Here is a 22,691-nt window from a genome sequence, read left to right as displayed (position 1 = left end):
AACCAGACCTGCCAGCTCATCAAGATCCGCCGCCTGCGCATCCCTTCTCAACAGATTCACTTGTCAAAGAACCAACGATACACTGCCACCCAGGTCAAAACCCCGGGTCTTCAACAACCAGCACCGCAGCGCCAGTCATTTCAGGGATCGTTTCACCATCGCCGCCAGATCGTGTCCGGCGCGTCGGTGGGGCGCTTTCTAGTCGCTCCACCAAACCCTGTCAACCGGTTTTTTTCACCGCCTCATCTTTTTTTTCAGCGTCACCAGCGAACCGGCAAAACACAAAAGACACAAGCGAAACCGACCAACAGAAGCAAACTGAAGTTCGCCTTGCGATGATGTCTTAGTCCAACAATGTCAGTGGCTTACACCACCAAGAACCGTCCGCATCGCCACAACCACCAGGGCCGCCTCGCTGCGGGAGCCGGGGTATAGGACACCCAAACACACCAACGCAACAACTTTCTGCAGACATAAGTCACTTTTCTGAAACGACACCGTAACGGGCCATGTGGCTCACGCAGGCGGCACGGCGCCGGCTATGTTTTGAAACAGGTTGCGGCGGATCAGGTGGACGGTCATGTTTTATTCAACTAGTTGCATAAAGGAACCCGACATGACGGCCTACCCCCACCTGCTTAAGCCGCTCGACCTTGGCTTCACCAGCCTGCGCAACCGCGTGTTGATGGGATCGATGCATGTGGGACTGGAGGAAGCGCCCAATGGCTTTGAACGGATGGCCGCCTTTTATGCGGAACGGGCGCGCGGCGAGGTTGGGCTGATCGTAACCGGCGGCATCGCGCCCAATGAACGCGGACGCCCTGCCCCGTTCGGTGCCGTCCTGGCAACGGAGGAGGAAGCCGCCCATCACCGTATCGTAACGGATGCCGTCCATAGAGAGGGCGGCAAGATCGCGATGCAGATCCTGCATTTCGGGCGCTACTCCTATCAGAAGGACCTCGTCGCCCCCTCTGCCATCAAGGCCCCCATCAACCACTTCCTCCCCCATGCCCTGACGGGAGAGGAGGTGGAAGAGACCATTGCCGATTTTGTGCGCTGTGCCGCCCTGGCCCAGCTTGCCGGTTATGATGGTGTTGAGGTGATGGGATCGGAAGGCTACCTGATCAATGAGTTCATCGCGGCCCGCACCAATCATCGCGATGACGAGTGGGGCGGGTCTTACGAGAACCGCATCCGCCTGCCTGTCGAGATCGTCCGCCGTATCCGCGCGAAAGTCGGTCCGAACTCCATCATCATCTACCGCCTGTCGATGTTGGACCTGGTGGAGGGCGGGTCCACGCTGGAAGAGGTTGTGCAACTGGGACAGGCCATTGAAGCGGCGGGAGCCACCATACTCAATACTGGCATCGGCTGGCATGAGGCACGCATCCCCACCATTGCCACCTCTGTGCCGCGCGGGGCCTTTGCCTGGGTGACGAAGCAGTTGAAAGGCAAGGTCTCCATCCCGCTGATCGCCACCAACCGCATCAATACGCCCGAGGTGGCCGAGAACCTGCTGGCCGATGGCTATTGCGACATGGTGTCGATGGCGCGTCCCTTCCTGGCCGATGCGCATTTCGTGGCCAAGGCGCGCCAGAACAAGGCCGATGAGATCAATACCTGCATCGCCTGTAATCAGGCGTGCCTGGACCATACGTTCAGCGGCAAGATCACTTCCTGTCTGGTGAACCCTCGCGCCTGTCATGAGACGAAGCTTATCATCGCCCCGACTGCATCACCGAAGAATATCGCTGTGGTGGGTGCCGGGCCGGCGGGCCTGTCCTTTGCGGTCACGGCAGCGGAGCGCGGACACAAGGTGACCTTGTTCGAGGCATCGGCACAGGTGGGTGGGCAGTTCAACATCGCCCGCAAGATCCCAGGCAAGGAGGAGTTCAACGAAACCCTGCGTTACTTCCGCCGGCAACTGGAGCTGAAGGGCGTGACTGTGCGCCTCAACACCCGCGCCGATGTCGATATGTTGAACCAGGGCGGGTTTGACGAGGTGGTCCTGGCCACCGGCGTGGTACCGCGCAAGCCGGCGATTGAGGGGATCGACCATCCCAAGGTGCTGGGCTATCTCGATGTCCTGCGCGATGAGGTGCCGGTGGGCCGCAAGGTGGCCGTCATCGGGGCCGGCGGTATCGGCTTCGATGTCAGCACCTATCTGGTAGAACGGCACGAGGCGCCGTCAGCCGAGCGCTTCTTCAAACAATGGGGCGTTGACCCCGATTATCGCCAGCCCGGCGGCTGCACCAGGCCGGAGCTGGAACATAATGGTCGGCAGGTCTTCCTGATGCAGCGCACCGAGGGCAAGCTGGGCGAGAATCTGGGCCGCACCACGGGCTGGATCCACCGCACGGTTCTAAAGATGCATGGAGTAGCCACCATGGGCGGCGTCACCTATCGCCGCATTGATGATGCCGGCCTGCATGTCACCATCGGTGGGCAGGATCAGGTGCTGGATGTCGACCATGTCGTGATCTGTGCGGGCCAGGAGCCGTTGCGGGAATTGCAGGCAGGGCTGGAGGCTCGGGGGCTACGCGTCCATCTGATCGGTGGGGCCGATGTCGCGGCCGAACTGGATGCCAAGCGGGCCATCAACCAGGGCACGCGCTTGGCCGCCGCACTCTGATCCCCCTCCCGACGGAAGAAGGAAGCAATCCATGACCCAACTGCCCGGATTGCACCCGGCCGCCGCATCTTCCCTGGCCATCTGGCACGAGATCGTTGCCAGCCAGTCCGTCGCCGCCCTGCGCGGTATCACCCATGAACAGGCGACCTTCCGGTCGCCGGTGGCCCATACAGCCTATGAAGGGGTAGATGCCTTGCTGCTGGCCATCGGTACTGTCATGCGGGTCTTCGGCGACTTCACCTATCACCGCACCGCCGTTACGGCAGATGGGCTGAATGTCGTGTTGGAGTTTGCTGCCACGGTGGAGGGCAAACAGGTGAAGGGTATCGACTTCATCCGCTTTGACGAACAAGGACTGATCCGGGAGTTCGAAGTGATGATCCGTCCCCTGAGCGGCTTGCAGGCCCTGGCCGCAGAGATGGGACGGCGTGTGGGACAGGATATCGCGGCCTTCAAGGCCAAAGCCTGATAGGCATGGCCGAATTCCCCTTGATTGGATCGTCACCATGTCCCTGCCCCACGCCCTGCTGACCGCCCTGATCGAACGTCCCGGCGCCGGTTCGGAACTGGCGGGGCGTTTTGACCGCTCCATCGGTTATTTCTGGCAGGCCACGCATCAGCAGATTTATCGCGAGCTGGCGCGGCTGGAGGCGTCGGGCCTGATCGAGGGGACAGCCGTTGATGGCGCGCGCGGGCGAAAGCGGGCGTTTCGGGTGTTGCCGGCGGGGCGGGCGGAGCTGGCGCGCTGGACAGCGGAGCGGCAGGAACCGCTGCCGATCCGGGATGAGATGATGGTGCGGCTACGGGCCGAGGCGATGGTCGGGCCGACCACCCTGCTCGATACGCTGGCCGAACTTGCGCAGCATCATCGTGACCGGCTGAAAACCTACCAGGATATCGAGAAGCGGGATTTCACCCCACCGCCGACGGACAGGGGCCAGCAGCTGCGCCATCTGGTCCTGAAAGCCGGCATCGAATATGAGCGGCACCGCGCCGCCTTCTGCGAACAGGCGATGGCGCTGCTGTCCGCCCCATCGGACTGATACCATCGGTCATAATTCATGACCGATGGTACGGCGGCGACCGCCGCCGCGCCGCTCGTGCGGCGTAGCCAAGCCAACGGATGTTGGCACCGGCGATTGAGGGGCGGGAAAGATTGACCATCGGTCAAGATTTCCCGCCGCTGGTATGACCGCCTTGAAATGCATAACGCCCCATCCGGGTGGATGGGGCGCTGTCTGCTGTTACTTCGCGGCGTCGAAGAAATCGTTGCCCTTGTCATCGGTGATGATGAAGGCCGGGAAATCCTCCACCTCGATCCGCCAGATGGCTTCCATGCCCAGTTCGGGATAGGCGATGCATTCGACCTTTTTGATGCAGTCCTGGGCCAGACGGGCTGCCGCCCCGCCGATGGAGCCCAGATAGAAGCCGCCATGCTTCTGGCAGGCATTCTTGACCGCGGGGGAGCGGTTGCCCTTGGCCAGCATGACGAAGGAGCCGCCCGCAGCCTGGAACTGGTCCACGAAACTGTCCATACGGCCCGCCGTCGTGGGGCCAAAGGAGCCGGACGCGTAGCCTTCCGGCGTCTTGGCGGGGCCGGCATAATAGATCGGGTGATTCTTGAAATAGTCAGGAAGCGGCTGACCGGCATCCAGCAGGGCCCGCAGCTTGGCATGGGCGCTGTCGCGCGCCACGATCAGCGGACCGGTCAGGGAGACGCGGGTGCGGATCGGATACTGGCTCAGCAGATTGCGGATTTCATCCATGGGCTGGGTCAGGTCGATCTTCACGACCTCACCCGACAGCGCCGCCTCATCCACTTCCGGCAGGAAGCGGGCGGGATCGGTTTCCAGCTGTTCCAGATAGATGCCATCCTTGGTGATCTTGGCCAGGGCCTGACGGTCGGCAGAGCAGGAGACGCCGATGCCGATCGGCATGGAGGCGCCATGGCGCGGCAGGCGTATGACGCGGACATCGTGGCAGAAATACTTGCCGCCGAACTGCGCCCCGATGCCCAGCCCCTGGGCGGCCTTGAACAGGGCCTGTTCCATCTCCAGGTCGCGATAGGCATGGCCGGATTCGGAACCCTGGGTGGGCAGGCTGTCATAATAGCGGGCCGACGCCAGCTTCACCGTCTTCAGATTCTGTTCCGCCGACAGACCACCGATCACCACCGACAGGTGATAGGGTGGGCAGGCGGACGTGCCGAGCGAGGCCATCTTCTCCTCAATGAAGGGGATCAGACGGTCGGGCGCCAGCACCGACGGCGTGGCCTGGAACAGGAATGTCTTGTTGGCCGACCCGCCGCCCTTGGCCATGAACAAGAACTTATAGGCGTCCTCGCCCTCGGCGAATATCTCGATCTGGCCCGGCAGGTTGGTTCGGGTGTTCTTCTCTTCATACATGGACAGTGGTGCCACCTGACTGTAGCGCAGATTGCGCTTACGGTAGGCATCGGCTACGCCTTCGGAAAGGGCAGCCTCGTCGGCACCCTTGGTCCAGACCTTGCGGCCCTTCTTACCCATGATGATGGCCGTACCCGTATCCTGACACATGGGCAGGATACCGCCGGCGGCGATGGAGGCGTTCTTCAGCAGGTCCAGCGCCACGAACCGGTCGTTAGGCGAGGCCTCGGGATCTTCAAGGATGGCGCGCAGCTGGCCCAGATGGCCGGGGCGCAGGAAATGGTTGATGTCCATGAAGGCGGCTTCGGCCAGCAGGCGCAGCCCTTCCGGCTCCACCTTCAACACGGTCTCGCCGTCAAAGTCGACGGTGGAGACGTAATCGCTGGTCAGCTTGCGATAGGGCGTGGTGTCGGCACCCAGGGGGAACAGGCTGAAGCTGTGCTTCACAACATCATCGGGCATTTCTGGCTCCGGGTCTTTTCGGGGGCGGCGGGCCGGGGTCCGCCGTTCAAGGCCGTTCAGATAGCGCAGACCAACGGCCCCCGCCAGAGGGCCGTTGGTCTGGGGCGTCACGTTGCTTAAACAGCTGCGATGCAGACGATTTCCACCAGATAGCCGGGGGCGGCCATGCGGGCCTCCACTGTGGCGCGGGCCGGCGGGTTGCTCTGGTCCACCCAGGCATCCCAGACCTCGTTCATGGCGGGGAAATTGCCGATGGAGGACAGATAGATAGTGGTGGACAGGATCTTGGACTTGGATGAGCCGGCCTCGGCCAGCAGGGCGTCGATCTGCGCCAGGACCTGGGCCGTCTGGCCCTTGATGTCGGCGCTGGTATCGGTGGCCACCTGGCCGGCTAGATAGACGGTACCGGCATGGATGACGGCTTCGCTCATGCGGCGGCCGGGATGCAGACGGACGATGCTCACCGAACAGTTCCTTATCTTGTCAGGGCCGCACCCGAATGGGCGGCCAGCATCTGCCGGGATAGGGGCAAGCGCCCCAGTCCACAAGTGGCGGCGGCAAATGCCAGTCATGCAGCCCATGCCGCTTATTACAAGATGGCCCCCGAAGCGCGTAAAAAGATTACGCCCGGATGGAGACCATCCGGGCGCATCTTTCAGGACAGCAATGGAAGTCTGGCTTATTCGCCATCCACCATGTGGGGACGCAGCGGCAGTTCTGGCTCCCGGCTGGTCAGCATGCGGCCCAGCTTCGGCCCGATCCAATTCTGGAAATCATCCATCAGGGTGAACATGGTCGGCACGAAGACCAGCGACAGCATGGTGGAGGTGATCAGACCACCGATAACGGCCACCGCCATGGGCTGACGGAATTCCGTATCGGCACCCCAGCCGAAGGCGATGGGCACCATGCCGGCCACCATGGCGATGGTGGTCATGATGATGGGCCGCGCACGCTTGGCACCTGCATCCAGCAACGCCTCCCGCCGGCCCATCCCATGGTCGCGCATGGCGACGATGGCATATTCCACTAGCAGGATGGAGTTCTTGGTCACAATGCCCATCAGCATCAGGATACCGATCAGTGCCGGCAGCGACAGGGCCATGTTGCACATCAGCAGCCCGATCACCGCACCACCCAGCGACAGGGGCAGTGCTGTCATGATGGTCACCGGCTGGAAGAAGTTATGGAACAGAAGGATCAGCACCGCGATGATCAGCAGGAACGCCGTGCCCAGCGCCACCGCAAAGCCCATCATCATGATCTGCATCTGTTCAGAGCCGCCATAGGCCGGCTTGGACACGCCCGACGGCAGGTGGGCCATAGAGGGCAGATTGTTGATGGCCTTCGTCGCCTCGCCCAGTTCCGCACCGTTCAGGTCGGCCTGCACAGAGATGCGGCGGGCACGGTCGAAGCGGTCGATCTGCACCGCACCCGAGCCCATTTCCAGCTTGGCCACCGCAGACAGCGGAACCGTAGCGCCGGTATTGGTGCGGACACGCAGATTGGCGATGGTATCCAGGTCGCCACGGGCCGCCGGGTCCAGCTGCACCCGGATTGGCACCAGACGGTCGCCCAGATTGAACTTGGCGGAGTTGGTGTCGATCTCGCCCAGGGTCGCCACCTTGGCAACCTGACCGATGGAAATCACCGACACGCCCTGTTCAGCCGCCCGTTCGAACATCGGCCTGATCTGAATTTCGGGACGCTGAAGGGCCGCCGTCGAGGTCACGTTCTTCAGCATCGGCAGCGCCTGCATCTCCGCCAGAACCTTGTTGGCATGGGCGTCCAGCAGCGGACCGTTTTCAGAGGTCAGCATGATCGAGACGTCACGGTTGCCAAAGCCACCCGTCGAATTGAAGGAGAAGCGGACACCGGGGATCTTCTGCAACTCCGGCAGGACGCGGGTCTCGAACTCCTTCTGGTGAATACGCTCGCCACGCGGCTTCAGCATCACGATGATGGAACCACGGCGCACCTGCCCGCCACGACCGGCACGGGCCCAGGTCGTCTCCACCTCCGGCTGGGCGCGAAGCACATTGGCGGCTCGCTGAACGGAGGCGTCCATCTGCTCCAGGTTCACGCCGGGGGCCATTTCCATCTGCAGATTGGAGAAGCCGATATCCTGTGCCGGGATGAAGCCCGACGGCAGCGCCAGGGTCAGCCCCACCGATGCGAAGAAGAACAGGGTGCCGGCGGCAATGGTCTTCCACCGGTTCGTAATGCACCAGCCCAGCAGCGTCTGATAGCGGTGGGCCCAGGGGCCTTCCTTATGCTCGTCCGGCTGTGCCGGTTTCAAGAAGTAGGCTGCCATCAAAGGCGTCAGCAAACGCGCGACCAGCAGCGAGAACAGCACCGCCACGGCCACGGTGACGCCGAACGACTTGAAGAACTGACCGGCGATACCGGGCATGAAGGACACGGGCAGGAACACGACAACGATGGTCATCGTCGTGGCCACCACGGCCAGACCGATCTCGTCAGCCGCTTCCAGGGCCGCTTCGAACGGACGTTTACCCTGCCGGATATGGCGGACGATATTCTCGATCTCCACGATCGCATCGTCGACCAGGATGCCCACCACCAGGGCCAAAGCCAGCATGGTGATGCCGTTCAGGGTGAAGCCGAACCATTCCATGACCAGGAAGGTCGGGATGGTCGACAGCGGCATGGCCAAGGCAGAGATCAGGGTGGCGCGCATGTCGCGCAGGAACCACCAGACCACACCCACCGCCAGCAAGGCGCCGACCACCAACGCCTCGATGGAAGCGATGTAGCTGTCCACCGTGTATTTCACGTTGGAGATGATCAGCTTGAAGGTCAGGTCCGGATAGTCCTTCTTCAACTGCGCGATAACCTCATCCACGCCCTTGGCAATGGTCACTTCCGAGGAATTGGGCGAACGGCTGATGGCGAAGCCCACGGTGGGCACACCGTCCAGACGCGAAACACCGCGCAGTTCGGACGTGCCGTCCACGATATCGGCAATATCGGACAGTCGCACCTTGCGGCCACCGGCCACCGCGATCTCGACATTGCGAAGGTCATCCACGCTCTGGGCCCGGCCCAGGGTGCGGATGGACTGCTCTGCGGCACCGATCTCGCCACGCCCGCCGGGCATGTCAATATTCAGCTGCATCAGCTGTGAATTGACCTCACCCGCCGTCACGCCCAGCGCCATCATGCGCTCAGGGCTAAGGTTTACGCGGATTTCACGGTTCTGACCGCCCAGACGCTCCACCTCACCAACACCATCCACGCGCTTCAGCGAACGGGCCAGATCGCTGTCGATCAGCCAGGAAAGCTGCTCAACCGTGCGATGGGTGGAGGTCACGGCATAATAAAGGATGGCGTCGCCCGTCACGTCCAGACGCTGGACCTGCGGTTCATAGATATCCTGCGGCAGATCCGAACGGATACGGCTGACCGCGTCGCGCACGTCATTGACGGCACGGTCGGTATTATAGCCGATCTTGAACTCGATCGTGGTGTTCGAATAGCCGTCGGTGATGTTGGAAGAAACGTGATCGATGCCCGTGATGTTGGACACCGCATCTTCGATCTTCTTCGTCACTTCCTGTTCAAGTTCCGACGGGGCCGCACCCGGACGCGACACGCCCACATTGACGATGGGGAAGTCGATGTCGGGATTGCCGGTGATATCCATCTTCCAGAAGGAGATCAGACCGGCCAGTGTCAGGATGATGAACAGGACGATGGGTGGTACGGGGTGGCGGATGGCAACCGCCGAGATATTGCCGCGGCTCATGTCCGGTGCCTTTCTCTAATCAGCGGTCAGTTGGCGGGAAGCGGGTTGACCTTGTCGGCCGGCGTCGGGGTGATGATCACCTTGTCGCCGGTCTTCAGGTAGCCAGCACCCGTCAGCACCACATCCTCACCCGGCTTCAGGCCGGACAGAATGGCCAGACGGTTGCCATCGCGCGGACCGGTCTGCACCTCCCGCGCCGTCACGGTGTGATGCCCCTTGTCATCCTTGGCGGCATCGACCACCACGGCCCAGCTCTTGGCATCGCGGTAGACCACGGCCTCTTCGGGCAGGACCGGTGCGCTCTGCGTGCCGGTGCGGACGCGGGCCGTCAGGAACATGCCGGGCCGGAGATACGGATCATGGGGCACATCGATCTTCACGGTGCCGATACGCGTCTTGGTATCAACCACGGGGGAGATGATGCGGATGGTCCCGATGAAGGGCTTGCCGTTGATATCAACTGCCGACAATTCTGCCGTCTGACCGACAGCCAGTTGCCGTATATCGATTTCCGGAACCTCGGCCAGCAGTTCGACACGGTCGTCGCGAATGATGCGGAACAGTTCGGTACCACCGGCGGACATGACTGCGCCAAGGCGGGCGTTACGCTTTGCGATGGTGCCATCGGTGGGTGCGCGCACCTCTGTCTGTGCCAGACGGGCAATGGCCTGGGCACGGGCTGCTTCTGCAACGCCGACGCGGGCCTTGGTGGTCAGCGCTGTTGACCGGCGGGCATCGAGGTCACGGGTGGAGATGGCGCCGGTGCGGGCCAGTTCCTCGGCACGGCGGATATTGGCCTCCGCCTCTGCGGCCAGGGCCTGCGCCTCACGCAGCGACGCCTCACGCGACAGAAGATCGGCGCGCAGCACCTTGTCATCGAAACGGGCCAGCAACTGCCCGGCCTTCACCTTGTCGCCTTCATCGACCAGAACCTCGGTGATGGCGAGGCCGGATGTCTGGGTCCCGATGGGCAGTTCATCCCAGGAAGCCAGGGAGCCGGTAACCAGCAGCTGACGCGGCACATCGCTTGCCGTCGCCTTCACCGCCGTCACGGTCAGGATGGAGGAGCTGTCCTTTTCGCCCTTCTCCGCAGCGGCGGCGGGCTTGCCATCAGCAGCCTGCTTGGGCTTGAACGCCAAATAGGCGCCGGCCCCGGCCAGCGCCACAACCACGGTGCCCAGCAATATCCACTTCAGCTTGGACGGACGCCGCCCGCCCGGCGGGGTCCAGCGCTGGCCACCCGGAAGATTGGGCCGATTATCGTTGCCATCATGGCCAGGGCGGGTGTGAAGAGGCTGCACCGTCATATCGTTCACCATCGTCGGGGCCGCGACAACGGGCGCGGCTACCGGGCGAGGGCGATCCACCGCTGCCCACCGCCCCCTGCGATGAACAACGTTCCCCCCGTCCTATTGCCGGACATTACATGCGGAAGATTGTCGCGGAAAGTCACACATGGTTTCACGCATGTAACGAATTATTGCGGCTGGGATCAAAAAGCGCACAAAGACACGTAAATTCAGCCGCCACGAAAAATATCGATGACCAGACCTGTGGTCAGCGCAGAGAATAACGTGGTTAACATGGTCGAGCTGGCGGTACGGGCCACATGGGTTTCGTAACGCTGGGCGAAGAGAAACGCGTTCATACCGCTTGGCATGCTGGCCGTCGTCACCGCAACCGCCAGGGTCAGCGGGGGCAAATCGAAAATGTAACGGCCTGAAACAAACACCGCAGCCGGCAGCATGAACAGTTTAACCATCGTCATGAACAGCGTTCGGCCAACAAGGTCAGTGACGGTCAACCCCACCAGACTGGCGCCCAGCGCGAACAGGGAACAGGGCACGGCAGCTTCACCCAGCATGCGGATCATGCCGTCGATCGGCCCAGGAATAGTCAGACCGGTGGTACCAAAGGCCAAGCCTGACAGAATGGCGATGATCACGGGGTTCTTGACCAGGGCCGCCATAGTCTGGCCCGCGATGCGCAGGGCACCACCGCCCTTGCCCGCCCTGGACGCCTCCGCCAGGACCGTTGCGATCCCGATCAGCCACGCGGCGTGCCCCGTGACCAGCAGCAGCATCTGCTGCAACCCCGCCTGCCCAAAGGCCGCCAGCATCAAGGGAACCCCAACCAGCACCGTGTTGGAGAAACACGACCCCAGCATCAGCGTGGCCGCCCCGCCAAGCGTTTCCCGATAGACCCAGCGGGCATAAAGGAAACTGGCCAGCATGATTGCGGTCAGCGCCAGATAATAGGCCGCCACCAAGTTCATCTCGTCGCCATGCGGCAGGCCCCTGGCCGCCATGGACCGGAACAGCAGACAGGGCAGCGCCAAATAGAAGATGAAATTCGAAAGTGATTTGGCGAAATCCGCCGGAAATACCGGCGGTCTGCCGACTACGAAGCCGATGGCGACCAGGCCGAAGACCGGCAGGATGATGTTGAGGATCGTATCCATGCCTCAGCCCCGCGTCATGCGCGACAAGGCAGCGATGGCGAAAAGCGACAGGATCAGCATCAGGCCGACCACCGCCACCAGTCCACCCCAGCCCCATGCGGCCCAGATAACGCCCCCACCGGCCCCAACAAGGCTGGAACCCATATAATAAGAGAAGAGGTAGAGGGATGATGACTGCGCCTTGCCGGTGGCGGGGGCCAGCGCCCCGACCCAGCCGCTGGCGATTGAATGCGCACCGAAGAAGCCGAATGTCATTAGCGCGATACCGGGGACAATGGTGTAGAGCGTGTCCGCAAGCGTCAGGGCGACACCCGCCGTCATGATCAGCACGGCCCCCACCATCACCGGTGCCCGGCCCCACCGTACCGTCAAGCGGCCCACGGTGGAGGATGACCCCATGCCCAGCAGATAGGCGCTGAAAATCAGCGCCACGACCGACTGCGGCAGGTCGAAGGGCGACAGCAGAAGACGGAAACCCATGTAATTGAAGATGGTGATGAAGCCGCCCATCAGCAGGAAACCCTGCGCGAACAGCAGCCGCAGATCGGCCCGACGCAGCGGAGCTGCCAGCGCGGTCAGCATCAGGCCCGGCCGTGCAGGCCGCCGCACAAATCCCGCCGACACCGGCAATAACCGCCAGACCGCGAAAGCGGCCAGCAACCCCATCAGTCCGATCCCGATGGTCGCCGCCTGCCAGGGCAGAAAATCGACGACGACGCCGGTAACCAGCCGCCCCGCCATGCCGCCCATCGCCGATCCCGCAATATAAAGACCCATGGCCCTGTCCAATGCGGACGGGTGCATTTCCTCCCCCAGATAGGCCATCGCCACCGCCGGCAGCCCCGCCAGCGTCACCCCGAACAGGGCACGCGCCAGCAACAGCCCGTGCCAGGACGGGATGATGGCGGTCAGCAGGGTCAACAGCGCGGAAAGGGTCAGCGATGCCACCATCACCGGCTTGCGCCCGAAAATATCGGCCAGGGCACCGGACAGCAGGAGCGAAACCGACAGGAAACCGGTGGCAAGGGAAAGAGCCAGCGCTGCCTCCGCCGGCGCCACACCGAACCCATCGGCCAGCAACGGCAGTAAAGGCTGCACATGATAGAGAAGGGCAAAGGTGGAAAAGCCCGCCGCGAACAAGGCCAGAGACACCCGGCGGAAAGCCGGGCTGCCGGTTTGGATGCCGGTCATGGCGCTGAAAGGCGGCGGGCTGGCCGTCATCACTTGTAATCGATACGGATGCGCGAGGCCGCCTCATAGGCGGTTGCCCGCGCCTCATCCGTGTCGGTGCCCCGCGCAAGGGCCACGCCCATGCGGCGATAGGGGCGCGTGGTCGGCTTGCCGAACAGGCGGACATCAACCGCCTGATCCGGACGACCCGTGAACAGGGCGTTGGCCAGACCGGTAAAGGCAAACTCCCTGGCCTCGCGGTCGGCCAGAATCACGGCGCTGGCCGAAGGGCCATAGAGTTCGACCGCCGGAATCGGCAGGCCCAGAATGGCGCGGGCATGCAGGTCGAATTCCGACAGGTTCTGCGAGGTCAGGGTGACCATACCGGTATCATGCGGGCGGGGGCTCAGTTCGGAGAAGATGACCTCATCCTTGGTCACAAAGAACTCCACCCCGAAAATGCCATGGCCACCCAGGTCGTTGACGACCTTGGCCGCCATATCCTGTGCCGACTTCAGCAGGTCGGGCCGCATGCCCATCGGCTGCCAGCTTTCCTGGTAATCACCGCGTTCCTGACGGTGACCGATGGGCGGGCAGAAGACGATGCCGTCCTTGGTCCGCACGGTCAGCAGGGTGATCTCATATTCGAACGGAATGAACTCCTCGACGATCACCTTGGCCCGGTCGCCGCGCATATTGGCCACGGCATATTTCCAGGCAGCTTCAAGCGCGCCTTCTTCCCTGACGGTGCTCTGGCCCTTGCCGGACGACGACATGACGGGCTTGATCACACAGGGCAGGCCGGTATGGGCAATGGCCGCCTTCACTTCATCAAAGCTTTCGGCATAACGGTACTTGCTGGTCCGCAGGCCGAGATCGACAGCGGCCAGTTCGCGGATACGATCACGGTTCATGGTCATCTGCGTGGCACGGGCCGACGGCACCACCGTGAAGCCTTCGCTTTCCAGTTCGGCCAGCATCTCGGTACGGATGGCTTCCACCTCCGGCACGATAAAGTCCGGCTGGTGCTTTTCCACGGCGGCGCGCAGCTTGTCGCCGTCCAGCATGGGGAAAACCTCCCGCCCGTCGGCCACCTGCATGGCCGGCGCATTATCATAGGCATCACACGCGATGACCTGCGCGCCCAGACGCTTGGCGGAAATGACAAACTCACGCCCCAACTCACCCGAGCCGAGCAGAAGGATCTTCGCCGTGAAAGGCATGGCCTACCCTTATTTCTTCCGGGCTGCCCGTCCAAAGGCGCCCCCATGGACAATGACCCTAGGGCGAAGGGTGCGGTCGCGCAACGGGGGCCGGGCGCGCGGGTGGCATGTCAAGGGCGTTATGCCTTGCCATCACGCAGGTCACGGCAGATCGCTGCCGTATTCTCATCCAGCGGGAAGCAACATTCGATGCGCAACTCGTCCAGCGTCACGTCATAGGGCGTCGCAAAGCTGGTAATGGTGGAGAAGAACTGCAGAAGTCGCCCGTCGGGATGGTGCAGCATGGTAGTCACCATCGGTGACGGCCCCGCCGCCAGGTCCCGGAAGCGCCAGCTGGCTGGCACATCGGGATAGCGCAGGCATTCATCCAGCAGCGCCTTCGCCATCCGGTCGGCCGGGTTCATCGCTACTTCCTGGTACAGATGGCGCAGCAGGTCCCCGGCAATCTCATGCCAGTTCGCCACAGCGTCGCGGAACGGGCCGGGATTGAAAATCTGCCGCATCATATTGTCGTGCAGGGCGGGCGCACCACGCGTGACGCAATCATTAACCCGCGCCGCCGCCGCATTGGCCTGAATGATGTTCCAGCGCCGGTCCAGCACGAAGGCCGGATAGGGTTCCTGTTGTGCCAGAATGGCCTCAATGGCCTGTTTCATCCCCACCAGCTTCGGCGTGCCAAGGCCGGTTTCCCGGAAGATCGGGGCGAAGCCGCCGGCCACAAGCAAGCCATTACGTTCACGCAGCGGCATTTCCAGGGCGTCCGCTAGCCGCATCAGCACTTCGCGAGAGGGCTGCGCCTTTCCGGTTTCGATATAGGACAGGTGCCGGGCGGAAATGTCCGCATCCAAGGCCAGATCCAGTTGGCTCAACCGTCGCGCCGCCCGCCATTCGCGCAGCATGACGCCCAGGCTGGCATTGGACGGAAAGATGACGGGGTGGGATTGCGTCTGTGGCTTGATCATGGGGAGCAGCGTAAGGGCTGAATGCAGCCCAGGACAATAACCTCCCAGGTCATATCGCCATGATCGGGGGCGTCATTGAGGGCATGACCCCTGCTCGGCATTGCTTGTGGCCTGTCCACCAGAACTGTGAGCCCTGCCATGAACCGCCGTTCCTTCGCCCTGTCCAGCCTGGGTCTGCTGGCCGCTACCGCCCTGCCGGTGCGTCATGTCCTTGCCAGCCCCGCTATACAAGCGGTCGAAGCCCTTGATGCCAGAGCCTTTAATGCCGCCCGCCGGTTTTTGAAAACCGGCTTCGGCGACATTGCGTATGTGGAGCGGGGCCAGGGTCCTGCCGCCCTGTTCCTGCACGGATTTCCGTTGAACGGATTTCAGTGGCGCGGACAGCTGGAGCGTCTGTCACCCTGGCGCCGCTGTCTGGCCCCGGATTTCATGGGCCTTGGCTACACCAAGGTGCGGGCCGGCCAAAGTCTGGCACCGGCGGCACAGGCCGACATGCTGGCCGCCTTCCTGGACGGGTTGGGCGAGCGCTATGTCGATATCGTCGCCAATGACAGCGGCGTCGCCGTGGCCCAGCTTTTCCTGGTGAAATATCCGGATCGGGTGCGCAGTCTGTTGCTGACCAATGGCGACACCGAAATTGATTGCCCCCCACCCGCCTTGCTGCCCGTGATTGAACGGGCCAAGGCCGGCGCTTTCGCCCGCGAATGGCTGGCCCCCGATCTGGCCGATCATGACCGCGCCCGTTCCAAGATCGGCCTGGGTGGCCAGACCTTTACCTATCCGGCCCGGATGGAGGATGCCACGATCGACATGTATCTGGCCCCCTTGGTCGCCAACCAGAACCTGACCAATGGCTACGCCTTGGCCCTGGAAGCCAATTCCCTGGCCGGGACCGAGGCTGTATTGCGCCAGAAAGGACAGCCCGTCCGCATCATCTGGGGCACTGGTGATCCGATTTTCACACCCAAGGCACCCGCCTATCTGAACGCCCTGTTCCCGAACGCCATGGGCGTGAGGGAGATACCCGGCGGGATGCTGTTCTTCCCGGAGGAGTTTCCCGACACGATCGCCGAAGAGGCCAAGCGCCTGTGGGGCATCGCCTGACATTATCTCTAACCATCTGAAAGGGCTGATAAAGCCCGTGCGGACCTGCTGGTCCGCGCGGGCTTTCTTTGTGCCCCCGATATTTCTGCATGGCTGCCGAGGCGGCCCATGCCTTGCTTATAGTAAGCATGCTTATATTATGTATGCCTATGAGCAACCTTGATCCCACTCCCCCATTCGGCGCCTCCCTGGCGGATACGGCCCGGCTGCTGCGCAAGCGCTTTGACCAGCGGCTGCGCTTCACTGGCAGCACGCGCGCCCAATGGCACGCCATCTTCAAGATCTCCAAACAGGAGGGGATGAAGCAGGCGGAGCTGGCCGAGGCGCTGGATGTGGAACCGATCACGCTGACCCGCCTTCTGGACCGGATGGAGGAAGGCGGCTGGGTACAGCGTCAGCCCGACCCGACCGACCGCCGCGCCCGGCTACTGTTCCTTACGGAAAAGGCGCGGGAGGCGCTGGCCCCCATGCGGTTGGTGGTTGACGAGATTTATGAGGAAGCGCTGGCCGGCCTGGACAAGGCGGAGCGTGAACAACTGATGCATCTGCTGTCGCGGGTGCGGACCAACCTTTCCAAAGGTGAAAATCATGAGTGACACGGCAAAGCGCCCCCTGCCCGCTTGGCGCCGACTGGCGCTGGGCCTGGCCCTGCCGGTCGTGCTGGCGGGTACCGGCGCCTATGTCTGGGCCACCGGTGGCCGCTATGTCAGCACAGACAATGCCTATGTGAAGCAGGACAAGGTGGCCGTGGCACCAGAGGTGCAGGGTCTGGTCACCGCCGTGCATGTGGCGGAAAGCATGCCGGTGAAGCGTGGCGACGTGCTGTTCGAGATTGACGCCCAGCCCTACCGCATCGCCCTGGCCCAGTCCGAAGCCGCCATCGCGACCGCCCGGCTGAATGTCGAGCGCATGCGTGCCGACCTGTCGCAGAAGCGGGCCGAACTGGCAGAAGCCGAACAGGAGCTGGAGTTCCGGCAGCGCGACCACGACCGGCAGGCCAGCCTCGCCCGCAACGGCTATGCCGCCCTGGCCAAACTGGATGAGGCGCGCAATCAGCTCCGCGCCGCCGAACAGGGTGTTGCCAAGGCCCGGCAGGGTGTGGCGGCCGCCCTGGCCGACCTTGGCGGTGACCCTGCCATCGCCACCGACAGCCACCCGACCGTGATGCAGGCTCTGGCCGCGCGTGACCGGGCCACCCTGGATCTGGAGCGCACTCTGGTCCACGCGCCTGCCGACGGCATCGCGAGCCAGACGGATCGGCTGCGTGTGGGACAGTTCGCCCTGCCCGGCATGTCGATGTTGAGCGTGGTGGAAACCCAGGCCACCTATGTGGAAGCCAATGTCAAGGAAACCGACCTGACCAACATGAAGCCGGGTCAGACCGCGACCATAGAACTGGATGCCTATCCGGGCCGGACCCTGACGGCAAAGGTCGTCAGCATCGGTGCCGGCACGGGGTCGGAATTCTCCGTCCTGCCCGCACAGAACGCGACAGGCAACTGGGTGAAGGTGGTGCAGCGCGTGCCCGTCCGTCTGCAACTGGCAGAGGGGCAGCAGGTACCGCTGCGTGCCGGCCTGTCCGCCAATGTCGATATCGATACCGGCCATAGCCGCGGCCTGCCCGGCTTTGCCACCGCACAGGCGGCGGCCCGGTAACGCGGGGGATCCGCCATGACCGACACAGCCACCATTAAAAAGGGCCCCCTGACTGTCGCCATCATGATGGCGACGATCATGCAGGTACTGGACACAACCATCGCCAATGTCGCCCTGCCCAGCATGCAGGGCAGCCTGGGAGCCGCACAGGATAGCATTACCTGGGTGCTGACCTCCTATATCGTTGCGTCTGCCATCATGACGCCGATGACCGGATGGCTGACCGACCGGATCGGGCTGAAACAGCTTTTCCTGATCTCCGTGGTCGGCTTCACGGCTGCCTCCATGCTGTGCGGCACCGCCGGCAGCCTGACGGAAATGGTCATCTGGCGGCTGCTGCAGGGCGTGTTCGGTGCCGCCCTTGTGCCCCTGTCACAGACGGTGCTGCTGAACATCAATCCGCCCGACCGACATGGACAGGCCATGGCCATGTGGGGGGCGGGTGTCATGGTTGGCCCCGTCATCGGCCCTACCCTGGGTGGCTGGCTGACCGAAAGCCTGAACTGGCGCTGGGTTTTTTACATCAACGTGCCCATCGGCATCATGGCCTTCCTGGGCATCCTGGCTTGGCTGCCCAAGGCGCCGACGCGGCAGCGGGGGTTTGATTTCGTCGGCTTCGCGCTGCTGTCCATCGGTGTGGGCACGTTGCAGCTGATGTTGGACCGGGGCGAACAGCTGGACTGGTTCGCCTCTCCCGAAATCTGGCTGGAACTGGGTGTGGCGGTATCGGCGTTCTGGGGTTTCAGTGTGCATATGATGACGACGGAAAAGCCGTTTCTGCCGCCACATCTGCTGCGCGACCGCAACCTGCTGCTGGGGCTGGTCTTCATCTTCATTATCGGCATCGTCGTCCTGGCCGCCATGGCCCTGCTGCCACCGATGCTGCAACGGTTGATGGGCTATCCCACCATCACTACGGGCATGGTGATGGCGCCGCGCGGCGTGGGCGTAATGATCTCCATGCTGATGGTCGGACGGCTGATGCGGGTGGTGGATCCGCGGCTGCTGATCCTGACGGGTCTTTGCGTCACCGGCTGGTCACTGCATATGATGACGGGCTTCACCATCGTGATGGATTCGAGCCCCATCATCCTGTCCGGTGTGATCCAGGGTTTGGGGATCGGCATGGTGTTCGTGCCACTGTCGACCATGGCCTTTGCGACCCTGGCCCCCGCCGACCGGCCCGATGCCGCCGGCCTGTTCAGTCTGGTACGCAACATGGGCAACAGCCTGGGCGTGTCGGTTGTGACGGCGGCGCTGGCGCATTTCACCCAGGTCAACCATGCCGAACTGTCCGCCCATATCAGCCCTTTCAACACCAACATTGACGGGCCGATCAGCATGGTAGGACAGGCCGCCCCGGAAGTGCTGGCCGCTGCCGACCTGATGGTGAACCGGCAGGCAGCGATGATCGCCTATCTCAATGATTTCCATATGATGATGCTGGTCACGCTGGCGGCGATTCCGCTATTGCTGCTGCTGCGCAAGCCGAAGGCGACCGCCGCAGTGGACAAGCATGCCGCCGTGATGGAATGACCGCACCGCGCCGGCTGCACTTTTCATTCGCATGCAGGTTGCATTACTGTGGTCGCATCTGAAGAGGTGACGGTATGAGCGACGCGATCCGGCAAATCAGGGCACGCGCCCGCCGCAAGGCGGCGGGGCTGGTGCGGCTTGAATTCTGGGTGCCGGCCACACGCCGGGACGATGTGCGGGCCGCCGTGGCGGCTGTCCTGGCCGATGAACAGGCCGACGACGTAGCGTCGATGGCAGAGGTGCCGGACGCCACGACCGGTGGTGCCGACAATGTCCCGGTTGTGCAGCGGCGTCAGCGGTTGATGACCGATATTGACGGTCTGCTGGACTGATCAGCGGCGCGCCGGCCCCGGTGCCGTCAGCGGCAGTTGCGACGATTGCAGCGAGGTTGACAATCCCAGATCGCGCAGCATCACCGCCAATGTTCCATCCGACGCCAATGACTGGATGGCAAGGTTCATTTCGGGCACGGTCACTGGACTGGCGGGACTAACCAGACACACGCGGTCACGCGCGGCAACCGGGATAAAATCCGGTCTGGCGACCATTGCCAGGGCCTCGTCACGCGATACAGCCAGACGCCATGTCGCCAGCGGCAGGATAACCGCATCCAGGCGCCCGCCCTGCAGCTTGCGCAGATTGCCATCGGCATTGCGCGCATCGATACGTTCCGCCTTTCCACTGCTGAACAGCGCTTCGACGGCAGCAGGGTAGAGAAAACCCAACACCGTCCCCACCCGCGCGCCCAGCAGCGAGTCTATTGCCGCCGGACCGCGCAATCCGGCGGACAGCAGCACGATGTCGTGATCAGTGAAGAATGACTGGGTGAAACGGTCGGGCGCGAAGGCCGGATAATAGGGCTGTGCCGCCAGACAATAGGCATCGACGCTGCCAGTAGAGATTTCAGCAGCGATACGATTACGCGGCACGAAGCGGAACGCGGCATCCAGACCCAGCCGTGAGGCCAGCGCCCGGCCAAACTCCAGTGCGAACCCGCCCTTCAACTGCCCATTTTCGACAATGGCGAACGGTGCCTCGTTATGGTCACCAAAGGCAAATGTCAGGGGACGGGCCATGGCTGGGATGGATATCATGATAACGGCCAGAAGGGCCGCCAATCGCCACCACATTCCGCTGAAACGACCGGTCATCCCGGTTCCCCCTTAACCCACGGGATATGTTCCGTTCACATATCGCAGGTTTAAGGATTTTTTAATAAATTTTTTGTGGTTAATGCGAAATATTGCAACCTTGAAACAAAAGGTCACATGCCGGGCTGGGCATGTGACCTGAAGGCTTGGAATCTGGTTAAAGCCTCGACTTATTCGAGGAAGACAGCTTGTCAAGCCAGCCCATGAGCACCGCCGAAACCACAAAGGTCAGGTGGATGATGACCAGCCACATCAGCTTGTCATTCGTTACCTTGTCGGCATCCATGAAGCTTTTCAGCAGATGGATGGACGAAATGGCCACGATGGAGGCGGCGACCTTAACTTTCAGCGTGCCGCTATCCAGCTTGCCCAGCCAAGACAGCTTCTCATCATTCTCATCCAACTCAATCCGGGAGACGAAATTTTCATACCCACTGATCATCACCATGATCACAAGACTGCCCACAAGGACCAGATCAACCAGCGTCAGGGCCGCCAGGATCAGATCAGCCTCGCTTTCCCCATAAAGGGCGTAACCAAACAGGTCTACCAGTTCCACGCCGAACCGGACCGTGAACGCGATCAAGACAAGGGCGAGACACAGATACATCGGCACCAGCAGCCAGCGGCATGCGTAGAGAGTGCGCTCAATATAGCGTTCGATCACGGGGCTTTCTCCATCGGGTCGGGCGTGGCCAGCAGATGCCCGAGCGCAGGGCCTCTGTCAACCGCATCGGCATTGCCTAATTTTTACGCGCTCCAATCAGGCAGGTTGCCCGCAACTGCGCCATATGCTGGCGATCCATCCAGCGATTCTGGCGATTTATGGCTGGCACGAACCTTGCTGCTATGCAGCGTATTAAAGGTGGCTAGGGTTCCGGCCGTGGATGACACGGGTGTCTGGTCCGAGAGCTGCCGCCAGACACGGCCTATCGGCCCCGTCTGGTACACGGCGGGACAAAAGCCCGGGAGATCGAGGTGGGTTGGCGCCCCCTTACGGTCTCCGCCAACCCCCAAACCGGTTTGGAACGATAGGGGTTGGATGATGAAGACGCGCCGCTTCCTTGGAAAATTGACCGCCGGCCTGGTTGCCGCCTCGCTGCTCTCCCTTCCCGCCTATGCGGCGCCGAAGAAGGACTTCAAGCTGGCCTGGTCCATCTATGTCGGCTGGATGCCGTGGCAGTATGCCGCCGACCAAGGCATCGTGAAGAAATGGGCCGACAAGTACGGCATCAAGATCGAGGTGGTGCAGTTCAACGATTATGTTGAAAGCATCAACCAATACACCGCCGGCGCCTTCGACGCCGTCACTGTCACCAACATGGACGCCCTGTCCATCCCCGCCGCCGGTGGCGTCGACACCACCGCCGTCATCGTGGGCGATTTCTCCAACGGCAATGACGCCGTCATCCTGAAGGGCAAGGATAAGCTGGCCGACATCAAGGGCCAGAAGGTCAATCTGGTGGAATATTCGGTCAGCCATTATCTGCTGACCCGCGCGCTGGAAAGCGTGAAGCTGACGGAAAAGAAGGATGTCAGCGTCGTTTCCACCTCCGACGCCGACATGGTCGCTGCATGGTCCACCGCGGATGTCACGGCAGTGGTCACCTGGAACCCTCTGGTCGCCGAGATCCTGGCCACGCCGGGTGCGAAGAAGGTGTTCGACAGCAGCCAGATCCCTGGCGAAATCATCGACCTGACCGTCGCGAACACTGATGTGCTGAAGGACAATCCGGCCTTCGGCAAGGCGCTGGCCGGCATCTGGTATGAGACCATGGCCCTGATGTCCGCCGACACCCCCGCGGGTGTAGCCGCCCGCACCGCCATGGGCAAGGCGTCAGGCACCGATCTGGCAGGCTTTGAGGCGCAGTTGAAGGCCACCCGCATGTTCTACAAGCCTGCCGACGCGCTGGGCTTTGTGCGCGGGGCCGAACCGAAGGCCACCATGCAGAAGGTGGCGGGCTTCCTGTTCGACCACGGCCTGCTGGGCAACGGTGCACCGTCGGCAGAAGCCGTGGGGATCGAGTTCCCGGGCGGTGTCACCTACGGCAATGCCAAGTTCGTGAAGCTCCGCTTCACCGACACGTACATGGCGGCGGCAGCAGACGGGAAGCTGTAAGCGGCGGCGGCAGCAATCTCTCACCTTTCATTTGCTTCCCC

At 62.6% G+C, this 22,691-nt stretch carries 20 protein-coding genes and 1 riboswitch; of the genes, 10 read left to right on the top strand and 10 right to left on the bottom strand.

Translation table 11 applies throughout. The annotated features are described in order from the left end of the window. The 4 genes from ACT6Q8_RS20685 to ACT6Q8_RS20670 all read left to right on the top strand — a co-directional run. Positions 1-339, top strand: a 339-nt coding sequence (locus ACT6Q8_RS20685; protein ID WP_444739420.1) for a hypothetical protein, incomplete at its 5' end; no start/stop codon positions are given. A 277-nt stretch (positions 340-616) separates the two neighbouring features. After that, positions 617-2,632 carry an oxidoreductase gene (locus tag ACT6Q8_RS20680; RefSeq protein WP_444734008.1) on the top strand — a complete coding sequence of 672 codons (2,016 nt, stop codon included), beginning with the start codon at positions 617-619 and terminating at the stop codon, positions 2,630-2,632. Positions 2,633-2,663: 31 nt separating this feature from the next. Next, positions 2,664-3,101, top strand: coding sequence for a nuclear transport factor 2 family protein (locus ACT6Q8_RS20675; RefSeq protein WP_444734007.1), 438 nt, complete (start codon positions 2,664-2,666; stop codon positions 3,099-3,101). 37 nt (positions 3,102-3,138) lie between these two features. Then, a complete protein-coding gene (locus tag ACT6Q8_RS20670) occupies positions 3,139-3,675 on the top strand; it encodes a PadR family transcriptional regulator (protein WP_444734006.1) in 537 nt (178 codons plus the stop codon). 201 nt (positions 3,676-3,876) lie between these two features. On the opposite strand, the gene ACT6Q8_RS20665 is transcribed toward ACT6Q8_RS20670, so the two are convergent. The 8 genes from ACT6Q8_RS20665 to ACT6Q8_RS20630 all read right to left on the bottom strand — a co-directional run bounded on the left by ACT6Q8_RS20665 (position 3,877) and on the right by ACT6Q8_RS20630 (position 15,084). After that, entirely contained in the window at positions 3,877-5,499 is a 1,623-nt protein-coding gene (locus ACT6Q8_RS20665) for a fumarate hydratase (protein WP_054169392.1), read from the bottom strand. A gap of 116 nt (positions 5,500-5,615) precedes the next feature. Further along, positions 5,616-5,963: a RidA family protein gene (locus ACT6Q8_RS20660; RefSeq protein ID WP_444734005.1), complete on the bottom strand. Its 348-nt coding sequence runs from the start codon at positions 5,961-5,963 to the stop codon at positions 5,616-5,618. 215 nt (positions 5,964-6,178) lie between these two features. Next, the gene (locus tag ACT6Q8_RS20655) at positions 6,179-9,268 is read right to left on the bottom strand and encodes an efflux RND transporter permease subunit (protein WP_054169383.1); all 3,090 of its coding nucleotides are present in this window, start codon (positions 9,266-9,268) and stop codon (positions 6,179-6,181) included. A 26-nt stretch (positions 9,269-9,294) separates the two neighbouring features. Continuing rightward, positions 9,295-10,575, bottom strand: coding sequence for an efflux RND transporter periplasmic adaptor subunit (locus ACT6Q8_RS20650; RefSeq protein ID WP_444734004.1), 1,281 nt, complete (start codon positions 10,573-10,575; stop codon positions 9,295-9,297). 212 nt (positions 10,576-10,787) lie between these two features. Next, entirely contained in the window at positions 10,788-11,729 is a 942-nt protein-coding gene (locus ACT6Q8_RS20645; RefSeq protein WP_054169381.1) for an AEC family transporter, read from the bottom strand. A gap of 3 nt (positions 11,730-11,732) precedes the next feature. Then, on the bottom strand, positions 11,733-12,950 hold the full coding sequence (locus ACT6Q8_RS20640) for an MFS transporter (protein ID WP_444734003.1): 1,218 nt from the start codon (positions 12,948-12,950) through the stop codon (positions 11,733-11,735). After that, positions 12,950-14,122 (bottom strand): formate-dependent phosphoribosylglycinamide formyltransferase, encoded by a 1,173-nt coding sequence (purT, locus tag ACT6Q8_RS20635; protein ID WP_444734002.1) that lies wholly within the window; start codon positions 14,120-14,122, stop codon positions 12,950-12,952. Before purT ends, ACT6Q8_RS20640 begins: the two co-directional genes overlap by 1 nt. Positions 14,123-14,241: 119 nt before the next feature. Then, on the bottom strand, positions 14,242-15,084 hold the full coding sequence (locus ACT6Q8_RS20630) for a helix-turn-helix domain-containing protein (protein ID WP_444734001.1): 843 nt from the start codon (positions 15,082-15,084) through the stop codon (positions 14,242-14,244). Between the two features lie 138 nt (positions 15,085-15,222). Between ACT6Q8_RS20630 and ACT6Q8_RS20625 the strand changes: the two genes are divergently transcribed. The 5 genes from ACT6Q8_RS20625 (at position 15,223) to ACT6Q8_RS20605 (ending at position 19,712) form a co-directional block, all read left to right on the top strand. Next, complete coding sequence (locus ACT6Q8_RS20625; RefSeq protein WP_444734000.1) at positions 15,223-16,188, top strand: alpha/beta fold hydrolase; 966 nt, start codon at positions 15,223-15,225, stop codon at positions 16,186-16,188. 149 nt (positions 16,189-16,337) lie between these two features. Then, the gene (locus tag ACT6Q8_RS20620; protein WP_156344753.1) at positions 16,338-16,784 is read left to right on the top strand and encodes a MarR family transcriptional regulator; all 447 of its coding nucleotides are present in this window, start codon (positions 16,338-16,340) and stop codon (positions 16,782-16,784) included. Further along, positions 16,777-17,844 carry an HlyD family secretion protein gene (locus ACT6Q8_RS20615; protein ID WP_054169375.1) on the top strand — a complete coding sequence of 356 codons (1,068 nt, stop codon included), beginning with the start codon at positions 16,777-16,779 and terminating at the stop codon, positions 17,842-17,844. Before ACT6Q8_RS20620 ends, ACT6Q8_RS20615 begins: the two co-directional genes overlap by 8 nt. 15 nt (positions 17,845-17,859) lie before the next feature. Then, the gene (locus ACT6Q8_RS20610; RefSeq protein WP_444733999.1) at positions 17,860-19,380 is read left to right on the top strand and encodes a DHA2 family efflux MFS transporter permease subunit; all 1,521 of its coding nucleotides are present in this window, start codon (positions 17,860-17,862) and stop codon (positions 19,378-19,380) included. Positions 19,381-19,454: 74 nt separating this feature from the next. Continuing rightward, complete coding sequence (locus ACT6Q8_RS20605) at positions 19,455-19,712, top strand: hypothetical protein (protein ID WP_054169373.1); 258 nt, start codon at positions 19,455-19,457, stop codon at positions 19,710-19,712. Here the strand turns inward: ACT6Q8_RS20605 and ACT6Q8_RS20600 are convergent, their stop codons facing one another. Together ACT6Q8_RS20600 and ACT6Q8_RS20595 are read right to left on the bottom strand one after the other, a co-directional pair. Then, on the bottom strand, positions 19,713-20,531 hold the full coding sequence (locus ACT6Q8_RS20600) for a transporter substrate-binding domain-containing protein (protein ID WP_082372523.1): 819 nt from the start codon (positions 20,529-20,531) through the stop codon (positions 19,713-19,715). Positions 20,532-20,688: 157 nt separating this feature from the next. Beyond that, entirely contained in the window at positions 20,689-21,198 is a 510-nt protein-coding gene (locus ACT6Q8_RS20595) for a TIGR00645 family protein (protein ID WP_444733998.1), read from the bottom strand. A gap of 191 nt (positions 21,199-21,389) precedes the next feature. Next, positions 21,390-21,505: riboswitch (guanidine-I (ykkC/yxkD leader) on the top strand. Positions 21,506-21,573: 68 nt separating this feature from the next. Between ACT6Q8_RS20595 and ACT6Q8_RS20590 the strand changes: the two genes are divergently transcribed. After that, on the top strand, positions 21,574-22,650 hold the full coding sequence (locus tag ACT6Q8_RS20590; RefSeq protein WP_444733997.1) for a putative urea ABC transporter substrate-binding protein: 1,077 nt from the start codon (positions 21,574-21,576) through the stop codon (positions 22,648-22,650). Positions 22,651-22,691: the final 41 nt, after the last annotated feature.

It is taken from the genome of Niveispirillum sp. (genome assembly GCF_052437035.1).
Classification (GTDB): Bacteria; Pseudomonadota; Alphaproteobacteria; order Azospirillales; family Azospirillaceae; genus Niveispirillum.
Note: the sequence above shows the minus strand (reverse complement) of the source record. Positions and strands in the feature narration are given on the sequence as shown.